The organism is Antarcticibacterium flavum (assembly GCF_006159205.1).
Taxonomy (GTDB): domain Bacteria; phylum Bacteroidota; class Bacteroidia; order Flavobacteriales; family Flavobacteriaceae; genus Gillisia; species Gillisia flava.
Genome location: NZ_CP040812.1, coordinates 1377173 through 1391107, shown reverse-complemented (window position 1 = coordinate 1391107; position 13935 = coordinate 1377173). Strand labels below are relative to the sequence as shown.

The window sequence follows — 13935 nt, the reverse complement described above, 5'->3', positions numbered from 1 at the left end:
ATGGAAAGCAATAACCTTAAAAAAGTTATTGCTTTTTTAATTATCATTGATTTACTACATTAGCGACATTAACTAAAATTTAACAAGCTACTATGGAATCAATGATGATCTACGCTCCTTTGGTGCTGGCTTTACTGGGCCTCACATACATGTGGGTGAAAAGATCCTGGGTATTAAAACAGGATGCCGGAGACGGAAAAATGAATGAAATCGCCTCGCATATCTACGAAGGGGCACTGGCTTTTCTAAAAGCCGAATATAAATTGCTTACAATTTTTGTTTTGGTTGCCAGTATTGCCCTCGCAGTGGTATCATTTATAGTACCTACCACCCACTGGTTAATTGTTGTTGCCTTTATTTTTGGAGCTGTATTTTCTGCACTTGCAGGAAATATGGGAATGAAGATCGCTACCAAAAGTAACGTGCGTACCACCCAGGCCGCTCGTACAAGTTTACCGCACGCGCTTAAAGTATCCTTCACGGGAGGAACCGTGATGGGATTGGGGGTGGCAGGGCTTGCGGTTTTAGGTTTGACCGCGTTTTTTATTCTGTTTTTCCACTACTTCATGGGTGGGGTATGGACAGATACGTCCCAAATGACCATAGTACTTGAAACTCTTGCAGGATTCTCCCTTGGAGCTGAATCTATTGCACTCTTTGCCCGTGTGGGTGGAGGTATATATACCAAGGCGGCCGATGTTGGTGCCGACCTTGTTGGAAAAGTGGAAGCCGGGATCCCTGAGGACGATCCTCGAAACCCTGCCACCATTGCAGATAACGTGGGTGATAACGTGGGAGATGTTGCCGGGATGGGTGCCGACCTTTTTGGAAGTTACGTGGCTACTGTACTAGCCGCAATGGTATTAGGTAATTATGTGATCGAGGATATGGGCGGTAATATAGTGGACCAGGGCTTCGGCGGGATTGGGCCTATTTTGTTACCAATGTCCATCGCCGGGGTGGGAATCATTTTCTCCATCGTGGGAACCCTCTTCGTTAAGATCAAGAACAACCAGGCTAAGGAAGCTGAGGTTCAAAGAAGCCTAAACACCGGAAATATCACCTCAATCGTTCTTGTAGCGATCTCCTGTTATTTTCTAGTACAATGGATGCTGCCGGCACAAACCATGACGATGGGATTCTTTATTGGTGGTGCTGAAGGTTTTGAGTACAAGGTGATCTCGTCAATGAGAGTTTTCTATGCAACTTTAGTAGGTCTTGCAGTAGGAGGTTTGATCTCTGCTGTAACTGAATATTATACGGGATTAGGTAAAAAACCGGTACTTTCCATAGTTCAGAATTCCAGTACAGGAGCCGGAACCAATATTATCGCGGGGCTTGCAACCGGGATGATCTCTACCTTTGCTTCAGTTCTTCTATTTGCTGCTGCTATCTGGGCTTCTTATGCCCTTGCAGGTTTCTACGGGGTGGCGCTTGCCGCTTCAGCAATGATGGCTACCACGGCAATGCAGCTGGCTATTGATGCTTTTGGGCCAATATCAGACAACGCAGGTGGAATTGCAGAGATGAGCGAACTTCCGGCAGAGGTTAGGGAACGTACAGACATTTTAGATTCTGTTGGAAATACAACCGCGGCAACAGGAAAAGGATTTGCGATCGCTTCAGCAGCGCTTACTTCCCTTGCACTATTTGCAGCCTATGTGACCTTTACAGGAATAGACGGGATCAACATCTTTAAAGCACCTGTTTTGGCGATGCTCTTCGTAGGTGGAATGGTACCGGTGGTATTCTCTGCCCTTGCGATGAATTCCGTAGGGAAAGCTGCGATGAAAATGGTGGAAGAGGTGAGAAGGCAGTTCCGCGAAATTCCGGGAATTATGGAAGGAACAGGAAAACCAGAATACGATAAATGTGTGGCAATTTCAACGGAAGCTGCCCTTAAGGAAATGATGCTGCCGGGTGCCCTTACCATTGGATTCCCAATCGCTATCGCTTTCCTTCCAATGATCTTTGGTTATGAAAATATGCTGATTGCTGAAATGCTTGGAGGTTATATGGCGGGGGTAACGGTAAGCGGTGTGCTTTGGGCAATTTTCCAGAACAACGCAGGGGGTGCCTGGGACAACGCTAAAAAATCTTTCGAGGCTGGTGTACTCATCAACGGGGAAATGACCTACAAGGGCTCTGAAGCTCATAAAGCAGCGGTTACCGGTGACACTGTGGGAGATCCGTTCAAGGATACCTCGGGGCCGTCGATGAACATACTTATTAAACTAACCTGTTTGATAGGTCTTGTACTTGCCCCAATCCTTGGCGGACATACGGAAGGTGATGTGCCAAACGAACCTGAAGATACTCCTGTTAGGGCTGAAGGCGAAGATGCCATGGGCGCTTTGGAGAACATTGCCGTTTATGAAGATTACATCAGCTAAATGATAAATAAATAATTTTATCTGAAAGCAAATTCAGAAAAAATAAGACCCGGAAAGGAAATGATAATTTCTTCTCCGGGTTTTTTATTTCCTGCAGGCTGCAGCAGCTTTGTTAAGAATGGTTAAATAATATTGAACTTGTTATAATGAGTAGAATACATAGATGTGCTGAAATTCAGAATTCTTAATTTAAAGCAATGAAATTTTAATGGAAAGGATATCATGAGAAGACTTGAAGGAAAAACCGCGATTGTAACCGGTGGAGCAACCGGAATAGGAGAGGCGATCTGTAAAAAATTTGCATTGGAAGGAGCCAGGGTTTTGGTTGTGGGAATGGAAGAGGATCCCGTGGATGAGGTAGTAAGGGAAATAAACAATTCCAGTGGAGAAGCCCTGGGTTATAAAGGGGATATTTCAGAAGAGAATAAAATAAAAGCCGCTATAGAAGTAGCAACAGATGCCTGGGGGAAGCTGGATATTCTAGTTAATAATGCCGGGGTGTTTCCTGAAGTAAACAGCATTGAAGAATTTTCTGTGGCAGCTTTTGATAATTTGATAAAGAATAACATCCGCACCACCTTTTTGTTCACTAAACTCGCTATCCCTGAACTTAAAAAGACCAGGGGCTGTATTATCTCGGCAGGGTCAGAGTCGGCGATCCTGGGTATTGCTGAGGTAGCTCCTTATGGCGGTACGAAAGGATTCGTGCATTCCTTTATGAAAGGCGTGGCGGCAGAACAGGCACAGAACGGAATTCGGGTAAATGTTGTTGCGCCCGGTCCTATTGACACTTCCTGGACTCATAAGGAAAGCAGCGGGATGGATGCAGAGATGGAAAAAACAATGACCAATGCCACCTTAATGGGCAGGAGGGGTAAAACCGAGGAAGTAGCAAATGTATATCTCTTCCTTGCCTCAGATGAAGCCTCGTATGTTACTGGTTCCGTTTACCAGGTGGACGGCGGGATCACCATCGCAAAAGGACCCCTTGGAAAAAAAGTGGAAGATGGCCTGCATAAACCCAAAACCGATCTTGACCTTAAACACGAAACGGAGGGGACTACGAAGATCAAGTGACAATCTTAACCGCCGTGTGGTTTGAGTAAAGAGCCAAGAACCAAGAGCCAAGAGCCAAGAACCAAGAGCCAAGAATCAAGAAACAAGAAACAAGAAACAAGAGAAGAGAGAAGAGAAAAGGTAACAGAAAACAGAAAACGGAAAACGGAAAACAGAAAACGGAAAACAGAAAACGGAAAACAGAAAACAAAAACCGATAGTTATGCCAGGAAAAGACACACCACAGATCAAGAATGAAGAGCAGTACGAGTCCCTGCGTGATAAGGGAATGAGCAAACAAAAAGCCGCCCGGATCGCCAATACCCCAGATTCCGGAAAGAAAGGCGGGAAGGCCGAGAAGTATGAAGATCGCACGAAGGATGAACTCATGAAAAAAGCGAAGGAAGTTGGCATTGAAGGCAGGAGCAAGATGAGTAAAGATGAGCTTATTAAGGCGCTGAGGAAGGGATAGCCCCCGGCCCCCAAAGGGGGAGAATGGACAAAGACCGCTTCGCTGCTAGATATTAGAATATAGACCACTTCGCTGTTGGACTTTTGAATAGTCGTCAGTCGTTAGTAGGTCGTTGTAATGAGACTTGGTCGCCTTCTAAATCGTCAGTTCGAGTGAATTTTTTTGACCGGCAGGGAGAAGAAATTTGTATCGAGAACCATTAGAAGTTGGAACTCCATAGCACTTCTCGATACATTTTTTCCCTCCGCTGCCGCTACAGGAAAAAACACTCGAAGTGACGCAGAGTTTTAATTTGAAAAACAACAAACTGAAATTTGTTTCAGCATCTAATGGGTTAGAACAGGCGAGTAGGCTGAGAATGCACAAGCACGCCAGATCCTGAAGCATTTCTGCCTGTGGCAGGTTCAGGATGACGGTACGAGAATAGGTCCTGGTACCCTGGAGTGGGAGTAGAAAGAAAAAGCAACCTCACGGTCGTCATGCTGAACTTGTTTAAGCATCTAATGGCTTAGAACTTGCGATTGGGCTGGGGATGCAAAAGCACACCGGTTGAAAAAATTTGAAATAACTTAAAAAAGAAAATATCTGTCTTGTCTCTTGGCTCTTGGCTCTTGGTTCTTTAGAAAAGTCCAGACTCTAGACTCCAGACTCCAGACTCTCGAATAACAATTATAAATTTAAACTAAGAACAAACATGCGCTCTGTCTGGAATGGTTCAATACAATTTGGTTTAGTATCAATCCCTGTGAAATTATATTCAGGGTCTGAGGACAGGAAACTGGACCTGGACATGCTGGACCGGCATGACAATGCCCGTATTCGCTATAAAAGGGTAAATGAAGATACCGGCAAGGAGGTGGAGTGGAAGGATATCGTCAAGGGCTTCAAAAAAGGAGAGAAATACGTAGTGCTGGAGAAGGAGGATTTCGAGGCTGCCAATATGAAGAAAAGCAAAACCATAGATATTGAGGAGTTCATCGAAGAAAAGGAGGTGGCCGATGTGCTTTTTAAAAAACCCTATTTCCTGGAACCCCAAAAGGAGGGAGGGAAGTCTTACAATCTGCTTTACAACGCCCTTAAGAAAACAAAGAAACTGGGGGTGGCTACTTTTGTGATGCGGCAAAAGGAACACTTAAGCCTCGTTGGTATCTATGAAAAAGCCCTGGTGCTGCACGTGATAAGGTTTGCAGATGAGATAAGGGATCCTTCAGATTTAAAATTACCCTCTACCAAGGTGACCAAAAAAGAAGTTGATATGGCCATTTCCCTTATTGATCAATATACTACCAAATTTAGTTTTGAAAATTTCAAGGATGTTTATAATGATCAATTAATGAAGATCATTAATTCTAAAAGTGCAGGGAAAAAGGCGAAGGCAGAGAATTATGAAAGCAAGCCCACGGCCGCCAAGGACCTTATGGCGCAGCTTAAGGCCAGCCTTGAGAAGAAGAAAGGAAAAGCCTCTTAAATGAGCCTGGAAGAATATTTCAAAAAACGCGATTTTGCCACCACCCCCGAACCCAAGGGAACTATGCCCAATGAAGACGGGGAGCTGCGCTTTGTGGTGCAGCGCCACCAGGCAAGCAGGTTGCACTATGACCTGCGGCTGGAGATGCAGGGCACTCTCAAAAGCTGGGCCGTCCCCAAAGGTCCGTCGCTGAATCCGGCCGATAAACGGCTGGCGATCCAGACAGAAGATCATCCCCTGCAATACCTCACTTTTCACGGCACCATTCCCAAAGGCAATTACGGTGCAGGGGTGATGGAGATCTGGGATACCGGCACCTACCGGGGCGCAGGAGGGATAAACGAAAAGGAGATGCTGCAGCAATTTATAAAGGGGGATCTTAAGATTGAATTCTTCGGAAAAAAGATCCGCGGCACTTTTGCCCTTGTGAGGACCAGCCGGGGAGATAAGGGAAATCAATGGCTTCTTATCAAAAAGACCGATGATTTTTCTATTGAAGAAAAGTATGATGCCGAGGACTTTCCACCTTACGCAGAGAGCAAAAAACCACAGCTTCCTAAGGAGCCGAAGGTGAAAACCCTGCAGCCAACCGAAGCTATAAAACCTATGCTGGCCACCGCAACCAAAAAGATATTTAATGATCCCGAATGGATATATGAGCTAAAATGGGACGGCTACAGGATGATCGCCAGTGTAAAGGATGGCAACGTGGAGCTGTGGTCCCGCAACGGGATTTCCTTTAATACCAAATTCCCAAGGCTGTTGCGGGACCTGGAACAGCTGGAGCATAACGTAGTCCTGGACGGGGAGGTAGTGGTGGTGGATAAAAAGGGAATACCCGATTTCCAGAAACTGCAAAATTATGACGAGACCACCCTGGGCGAACTGAGGTTTTACGTGTTTGATATGCTGTTCCTCAACGGTCACAGCATGCTCGAGCTGCCATTGGTGGAAAGAAAATCCCTCATCAAAGAAGTGATCGAGGATACTTACCACACTTTTTACTGCGATCATCTTGAAGGAATGGGCAGCGCCTTTTTTAAACGAGCCATAGATTCCGGGATGGAAGGGGTGATAGCCAAAAAAGCCGATTCCACCTACACCCCCGGCTACCGCAGTGAAAATTGGCTCAAGATCAAAGCCGTGAACAGCACAGAGGCGATCATTTGTGGCTATACAGAATCTGACAGCGGAAACCTCTTTGGTTCCCTTATCCTGGGAATGTTCAAAGATGAAAAGCTGAGGTACATTGGGAATGTAGGTTCAGGATTTTCGGCTAAAGATCAGCGGAAACTGTTGGCGAAATTCAGTGTATTGGAAACAGATGAGAGCCCTTTTGAGGAAAAGATCAATCTTAAAGGGCGCAAGGCCACCTGGATGAAACCGGTGCTTATTTGCGAGGTGCATTTTACGGAATGGACAAAAACCGGAAGCCTGCGGCATCCGGTCTTCAAAGGTTTACGAACAGATAAAGATGTGCCCGAGATCACGAGGGAGAAAGTGGTGGAGACACCGCCATCGGCTTCTCCTGAATCTTCCTCTTCAGGTTCCGGCTCTTCTAAAGCCGGACACCTGGAAATAGGAGGGATACAGGTGCCGTTCAACAACCTTGAAAAAATATACTGGCCGGAATCGGGATATACTAAATATGACCTTATTGACTATTACCTGAATATTTCAGAAGTGATCCTGCCGTATCTTATAGACAGGCCGCAGAATTTGCATCGGCATCCTAACGGGATAAATCAGCCGGGATTTTATCAGAAGGACAACGAGGGAATTTTGCCCGATTGGATCGAGACAATTAAGATCCACTCAAAATCTTCAGAAAAGGATATAGAATATATGCTCTGCCAGAAGGAGGCTACCCTGCTTTACATGGCCAATCTGGGATGTATCGAGATCAATCCCTGGAGTTCCCGCATTCAAAATCTCGAGAATCCCGATTTCACGGTGATAGACATAGACCCTTCAGAAAAGAACACTTTTGAGGAAGTAATCGTGGTGGCGCAGGCGGCGAAGGAGGTGCTTGATATGGCGGGGGTAGACGGCTACTGCAAGACCAGCGGTTCCAGCGGGATCCATATTTACCTTCCTTTGGGAGCAGAGTATTCCTATGATGAAGGCCGTGACTTCACTAAACTGCTTTGTTATTTTATCAATGAGATGCTGCCCGAGATCACCAGCATGGAGCGGAATGTAAAAAAGCGCGGCGGGAAGATCTACCTGGATTTCTTGCAAAACCGTCGCGGCCAAACTCTGGCTGCTCCTTATTGTGCCAGGCCAAAACCCGGTGCCACAGTATCTGCCCCACTTAAATGGGAGGAAGTCAAAAGCGGACTCCAGCTTGCCGATTTCACCATCAAAACTATGCCCAAACGCATCGAGAAAGTAGGCGACCTTTTCACCGGGGTACTCGGCAAAGGATTGGATATGGAAGCGGCTTTGGAGAAATTGAATGAATAGGTGAGGCTAAATTCCAAATTCCAAAAACCAAATTCCAAAAGAACCAAGAAACAAGAAACAAGAGATAAGAAAAGAGAGAAGAGAGAAGAGACAGGGGTATTACTACAACTCCGTGAAACTCCCTTTTAAACTCCTTTAAAAACTCCGTGGTTAAGAAAGCCAATAATCTCGAAAATACGAGAATTAATCTATCCAGAAGGATCTAACGGTAAACAGGAAACAATTTCCCGTCCTCTGCCCTCTGCCCACTTCTCTAACGACTAAAGACTAAAGACTAACGACTGAAGTCCCCCTCTTAAATTTTACCTAAAATCTCCCAAACCCCCGCAAAAACCAGTATTTTAGAAAAATAACTAACCAAAAACTGCAATTTTAATGGTCAAAAGGATCAAAAGAATTTTAGGGAATAAGAAAATCGATAATGTCCTGGTCACTCCTTACCGAAGTTATGGAACTGCGCATCACCTCTACGTTCTTGGTCGCGCCCTGGATGATGAGCCGCTAAAGATCGTCGAGGACCAGTCATTTTTTTATACCCTTAGGAATACCTTCCGGCAGTTTAATACTTTTGAGATCAAGGGTGCAGTTCTGGACCTTGAGATCCCCGGGCTATTGAACCTTACGGGCAGAACAAACGAGGAAGGATATTTTCTCTTTGATAAGACCGTGCCTGAAGATCTTTCAGTAAATGCCGATGAGGAAGGCTGGGTGAAGGCACATTTGTATTATCGCGGAGTAGAGGGGAGTAATGGTCCGGTTCTTGAAGAAGACCACTTTCAGGGGGAATTGCTTATTCCTGAAAAAGAAGCAGAATATGGTGTGATAAGTGATATTGACGACACTATTTTAAAAACCGATGTTACCTCCTTTCTGAAACTTCGCCTGCTGAAGAATTCCCTGCTCACAAATGCCTACCAGCGAATCCCACTAAAAGGTGCACCGGAACTTTATCAACAATTGCACCTTGGAAAGAACGGAAAAAATAAGAATCCTATATTTTACCTGAGTAACAGTCCGTGGAACCTGTACCAGTACCTTAAGCTGTTCCTGGATTTCAATAAATTTCCGAAGGGGCCTATCCTACTAAGGAATTTCCGAACACCCTTTGACAGGAGTTTAAAACCTGAAAAACCTCATAAACAAAAGGAGATCATCAATATCCTGAAAACATATCCCGACCTAAAATTCATTCTTATTGGTGACAGTGGGGAGCACGATGCGAGTATTTATACCGATATGGCTGCACAGTACCCGGACAGGATCCTGGCGATCTATTTAAGAAGTGTAAAACACAAACGCCAAATGAGGCGCATTCAAAGTATTGTGGATAATTTCAAAACCACTCCAATTTTAATGGTGGATTCCAGCGTAGAGGCAGAGGAGCATGCCAGGGAGAGTGGGTTTATAAAGTAGACCGCTGCGCTGCTAGATGTTAGATATTAGACCGCTTCGCTGTTAGACTTTTTGATGAGTCGTTCGAGGTTTGTTGTTTGGTGTTTGTTGTTTGGTGTTTGTTGTTAGGTGTTTTTTTCTGTTTTCTGTTCTCTGTTTTCTGTTTTCTGTTTTCCGTTCTCAGTTTGATACTCTTTCTTACCCTTCGATTTTGTCATTCTGAGGAGGCCTTTTTAGGCTGACGAAGAATCTCTGGCGATAGATGAATGTGGTCGTTTCCTTGAATGGTCTACGGGAAAAAAGCGAGTTCAGGAAAAATTGGTTGAAATTCACGGTTCCGGTGTACTGGTAACCGCCATTTCCCGCTGCACCGGCAGTAGGGATGCTTCACTGCGTTCAGCATGACAAGGCGGAGAGGAGAGGTGTTCACTCCGTGAAACTCCGTTCCGTACTCCCCAAACTCCGTGGTTAAGCAGCCAATAATCTCGAAAAATGAATAATAGTTCAATCTAACCTGGGGCCAACAACAAACTCTAAATCCTAAACAACGAACAATAAACTCCGTAGAACCTTTCCGCGTAATCCGCTAAAATCCGCGTAATCAATTATTCTCGATATCACGAATTATCCAACACACCACCCTACAACTAACAAACCCCCACCCAATCATTTTTACCTTAAAACTTGTATCTTTACCGCCTTTCAATTAATTTCATCGGCTTCAATCTAACCTCCGGAAAATAATACATTATGCACGTAGCAATTGCAGGCAATATAGGGGCGGGTAAGACCACCCTCACAAAATTACTGGCCAAACATTACAGCTGGGAACCTCAGTTTGAGGATGTTCTCGAGAATCCATACCTCGAGGATTTTTATAATAAAATGGAACGCTGGTCCTTCAATTTGCAAATATATTTTCTTAACAGCCGGTTTCGGCAGATCCTTCAAATAAGGGAGAGTGGCAAGAATATTATCCAGGACCGTACAATCTATGAGGATGCACATATTTTTGCACCCAACCTGCACGCGATGGGATTAATGCCTAACCGCGATTTTGAAAATTACAAATCCCTGTTTGATCTTATGGAAAGCGTAGTGCAGGGACCGGACCTTTTGATCTATTTGCGCAGCAGCATTCCAAACCTCGTTTCCCAAATTCATAAAAGGGGAAGAGATTATGAAAATTCAATTTCCATTGATTATCTTAGTAGACTAAACGAACGTTACGAAGCATGGGTTCACGGATATGATAAGGGGAACCTGCTCGTAATTGATGTGGATACTATTAATTTTGTTGATAATCCGGAAGACCTTGGAAATATCATCACAAGGATAGATGCCGAGTTGCACGGGTTGTTCTAAAAAACCTTTTCGATATGGAAACTTCAAAGTCCAGGCCTAAGCACAAAGGTTCTGCAACTTTAATGAAGAATCCTTTTTTAGAGAGATTAACCAGAACGCATATTTCCCTCCCCCTCATTATTTTTTCTGTTATCTCAGCAGTCCTTATTTATTACGGGATTGTGGAAAAAGGATTTGAGGTACCGGTGATGGTACTGCTTTTTGTTGCGGGATTTTTCTTTTTCACCCTTGTGGAATATTTAATGCACAGGTATTTGTACCACCTGCCGGTAACGTCTCCACGACGTGAGAAATTCGTGTATACCATGCACGGGGTGCATCATCATTATCCCAAAGATAAATCCCGGTTGGCCATGCCACCCATTCTTAGCCTCATCATCGCTACGGTATTCTTTGTGATCTACCGAGGGATTATGGGAGATTTTGCTTTTGGGTTCCTGGCCGGCTTTCTAATGGGCTATACAGCTTATTTATCTGTTCACTATGCTGTCCACGCCTTCCGGGTTCCAAGGAATTTCCTGAAGATCCTCTGGCACCATCATAGTATTCACCACTACCGCGAACCCGATCGTGCTTTTGGGGTTTCTTCGCCATTATGGGATGTGGTTTTTGGAACGATGCCGCGGAGGCCCCCAGCCCCAAAGGGGGAGTTGAAAAGTAGGTAGTTTTTGTTTCCTGTTTCCCGTTTTCTGTTTTCCGTTAGTTATTTGATTCCGGGCAGGTTATTTTTTTCCTTCGAGTCTAATTTTTTGTTTACCCACAGAGTTTTTAAAGAAGTTAAAAAGGTGGTTTCACGGAGTAAAGAGTCATTGATTTACTTCTCTTCTCTCTTCTCTCTTCTCTCTTTTCTTGTTTCTTGTTTCTTGTCTCTTGTCTTTTGTCTCTTGTCTCTTGGTCACTTGGCTCCCGGGTTGGATAGTAGAAGCATTCTTCAAAAAAATGTGAGACCGGAAAATTTCTCCTGTCTCACATCTCAATTCTCAATACTGACTTCTCAATACTATTTTCAGAAGATAAGCGTAATTTCATTGGAACAGGTTGTTGATCCTGCCTCGCAAACCTGATAGGTTAATGAACCGCTACCGTTAAAATTAGTGGCATCTGTATAATTCCCTGAATTATCTACAGTTGCTATAAGGGTGTTATTTCTGTAAATATCCACGTGGGATGAGGTTCCGGCGGGAGTCCAGGTAAGATCTGAGGTCCATCTGCCTTTCACCTTAGATCCCGTCCCGGTGAGGTTGATATCTCCGGGCACAGGTTCTTCTGCGCTCACTGTAATATTTTGGGAGGTGCTTCCTGTATCGCCTGTATCATCTGTAACTGTTAGGGTCACGCTATAAGTTCCTTCCGCAGAAAAGGTGTGGGATGGATTTTGTGCCGTAGATGTTTGGCCATCACCAAAATTCCAGCTCCAGGCCACCACAGAACCATCTGGATCTGTACTGGTGTCTGTAAACTGTACGTTCAATAGATCGGCACTATAGGTGAAACCGGCATTGGGAGCTTCATTGGGAGTTTCCCCACCGTCATCGCTGCCATCACCGTATACCACGGCAATTTCTTCTGAGCAATTGTTGTATCCGACTTCACAAATTTTAATTATATGAGTTATATTCTTTTTATTATTTTCCATTCGAATTTGTGTGTATCCATCATTTTCATGAGGGAAAGGAGAGGGAACTCCATCAATGAATACTTTGTGAGTAACCCCATCAATGTACACATTAATATATTTTGCCTCTGTGGGATCCCAATATAGATTAAGATAATTCGTTCCTTTTATTCGCTGGCCCAACAACCGAAGGTTGAGATCTGGAGGTGTGGGAGGAGTGAATTCCACTGTTTCCCACAAGCTGTATATAAGATCATTTGTCCCTGATGGAACACCTGAAATTGCATTTGGAGTGGCATTTTCCTTTAAAGCGGCCTGAACTTCCGAAGGCGTTGCATCAGGAAAGACTTCCAGATAAAGTGCTATTACTCCTGAAACATATGGTGCTGCTGCTGAGGTTCCGCTAAAAAACCTTGACGAAAAGTCATCACTTGCTGAAGCTGTTTTGGTTTGATGTCCAGGTGCAAAAATGTCGACACAGTCCCCGTAGTTTGATCCCCTGATATATGAAAATTCGGCTATGTTATTCTCTATATCACTGGCACCGGCAGTTACCACACCGGGTATACGTGCAGGGGAATAAATGCATGCATCTTCATCTGTATTTCCGGCTGAAGCAGCAAAGTGAATTCCTGAATCAAGGACATTTTCAAATGCCAGATCCATGGCTTCAGAGGCATAATAACCAAAACTTGCATTTACAACAGCTGGTGGTGAAGCGTTTAACTGCACCCAGTCAAGTGCTTGAAGGATTCGGGATTCAGGGGACCCACCCGCACAAGTAAACACTTTAATCGATACCAGGTTAATATCTTTTGCAACCCCATAATTGATTCCACCTATTATTCCTGCAACAGGAGTACCATGACCATAACAATCGGCACCCTCATCACCGTCTTCCTGGACAAAGTCTGGGCCAAGTACAGCACGGCCACCAAATTCATCATGCGATATTCTCATTCCCGTATCTATGACATAAGCTGTAACACCTTTGCCGGTCGCAGTGTATACATAAGCCCGATCTAACTCTGCTTGCCTTTGATCAACCCGGTCCAGCCCCCAGGATGACGCCTCCTGCACTACAGGTTCATTATGTAGATAAACCTGTCGATCATTTTCCACGATAAGGACCCGGTCATCCTTTCGCAGTTCTTTGACCTGTTTCTCTGTAAGTTCTGCTGCAAACCCCGAAAGGGCATTCTTATAGGTTGTATTGATCTTTGCCCCTTGTTGCTTTGAAAGTTCTGCGGTAACCTGTTCGAGAATTTCAGCTGCCCTGGAATCTTTTGAGGCCGGGTCTTTAGATATTACTACAATATAATGACCTTCAATCAAAGTCGTATCTGCAGCGGCTTGATTTTCCGTTTGAATTATCTCCTGCTCTTCAAAAAGCGGTTCTTCACTACAGGAAGTTATCAAAAACACCCCTGCAAATACCAGCACGATTCTCTTGAAAAAAATAAGTTGTTTGTGTCCCATAACAATAGAATTTATTGGCCGGGAAGAATCCAGGCCGTGGTTGATAAATATTTTACATTATTTATCCTTGGATGAACTGTGTAGGGAAGGTCAAAAGGAATTATCCTAAACAAAAAGCACCCGCACCTGTACTTGGAAATACAAGGGGGAGCTTTTAATTTTTTACAAAATAGGATTTTAAATTCTTATTCCATTGTAAAATTCGGACATGCTGGGTGTTGTCAGTTGT

General features: G+C 44.4%; 9 protein-coding genes. 8 read left to right on the top strand and 1 reads right to left on the bottom strand.

The genetic code is table 11. The annotated features are described in order from the left end of the window. Positions 1-92: 92 nt before the first annotated feature. From FHG64_RS05790 to FHG64_RS05755, 8 genes are all read left to right on the top strand, one after another. Positions 93-2393 carry a sodium-translocating pyrophosphatase gene (locus FHG64_RS05790; protein WP_139065539.1) on the top strand — a complete coding sequence of 767 codons (2301 nt, stop codon included), beginning with the start codon at positions 93-95 and terminating at the stop codon, positions 2391-2393. Between the two features lie 222 nt (positions 2394-2615). Then, complete coding sequence (locus FHG64_RS05785) at positions 2616-3470, top strand: SDR family NAD(P)-dependent oxidoreductase (protein ID WP_218937559.1); 855 nt, start codon at positions 2616-2618, stop codon at positions 3468-3470. A gap of 202 nt (positions 3471-3672) precedes the next feature. Further along, positions 3673-3921 carry a DUF7218 family protein gene (locus FHG64_RS05780; protein ID WP_139065537.1) on the top strand — a complete coding sequence of 83 codons (249 nt, stop codon included), beginning with the start codon at positions 3673-3675 and terminating at the stop codon, positions 3919-3921. Positions 3922-4615: 694 nt separating this feature from the next. Beyond that, on the top strand, positions 4616-5389 hold the full coding sequence (ku, locus tag FHG64_RS05775; protein ID WP_139065536.1) for a non-homologous end joining protein Ku: 774 nt from the start codon (positions 4616-4618) through the stop codon (positions 5387-5389). Continuing rightward, positions 5390-7855 (top strand): DNA ligase D, encoded by a 2466-nt coding sequence (ligD, locus tag FHG64_RS05770; protein WP_139065535.1) that lies wholly within the window; start codon positions 5390-5392, stop codon positions 7853-7855. It begins immediately after the preceding gene. Positions 7856-8230: 375 nt separating this feature from the next. Then, positions 8231-9268, top strand: coding sequence for an App1 family protein (locus FHG64_RS05765; RefSeq protein ID WP_139065534.1), 1038 nt, complete (start codon positions 8231-8233; stop codon positions 9266-9268). Between the two features lie 729 nt (positions 9269-9997). Further along, positions 9998-10612 (top strand): deoxynucleoside kinase, encoded by a 615-nt coding sequence (locus FHG64_RS05760; RefSeq protein WP_139065533.1) that lies wholly within the window; start codon positions 9998-10000, stop codon positions 10610-10612. Between the two features lie 14 nt (positions 10613-10626). Continuing rightward, positions 10627-11277 (top strand): sterol desaturase family protein, encoded by a 651-nt coding sequence (locus FHG64_RS05755; protein ID WP_139065532.1) that lies wholly within the window; start codon positions 10627-10629, stop codon positions 11275-11277. A gap of 341 nt (positions 11278-11618) precedes the next feature. On the opposite strand, the gene FHG64_RS05750 is transcribed toward FHG64_RS05755, so the two are convergent. Next, positions 11619-13706 (bottom strand): S8 family serine peptidase, encoded by a 2088-nt coding sequence (locus tag FHG64_RS05750; RefSeq protein ID WP_139065531.1) that lies wholly within the window; start codon positions 13704-13706, stop codon positions 11619-11621. Positions 13707-13935 lie beyond the last annotated feature (229 nt).

Bases quoted from the DNA above. Each gene is read 5' to 3' on its own strand.
- FHG64_RS05790 (WP_139065539.1), top strand. From the start codon at position 93: ATGGAATCAATGATGATCTACGCTCCTTTGGTGCTGGCTTTACTGGGC.
- FHG64_RS05785 (WP_218937559.1), top strand. From the start codon at position 2,616: ATGAGAAGACTTGAAGGAAAAACCGCGATTGTAACCGGTGGAGCAACC.
- FHG64_RS05780 (WP_139065537.1), top strand. From the start codon at position 3,673: ATGCCAGGAAAAGACACACCACAGATCAAGAATGAAGAGCAGTACGAG.
- ku (WP_139065536.1), top strand. From the start codon at position 4,616: ATGCGCTCTGTCTGGAATGGTTCAATACAATTTGGTTTAGTATCAATC.
- ligD (WP_139065535.1), top strand. From the start codon at position 5,390: ATGAGCCTGGAAGAATATTTCAAAAAACGCGATTTTGCCACCACCCCC.
- FHG64_RS05765 (WP_139065534.1), top strand. From the start codon at position 8,231: ATGGTCAAAAGGATCAAAAGAATTTTAGGGAATAAGAAAATCGATAAT.
- FHG64_RS05760 (WP_139065533.1), top strand. From the start codon at position 9,998: ATGCACGTAGCAATTGCAGGCAATATAGGGGCGGGTAAGACCACCCTC.
- FHG64_RS05755 (WP_139065532.1), top strand. From the start codon at position 10,627: ATGGAAACTTCAAAGTCCAGGCCTAAGCACAAAGGTTCTGCAACTTTA.
- FHG64_RS05750 (WP_139065531.1), bottom strand. From the start codon at position 13,706: ATGGGACACAAACAACTTATTTTTTTCAAGAGAATCGTGCTGGTATTT.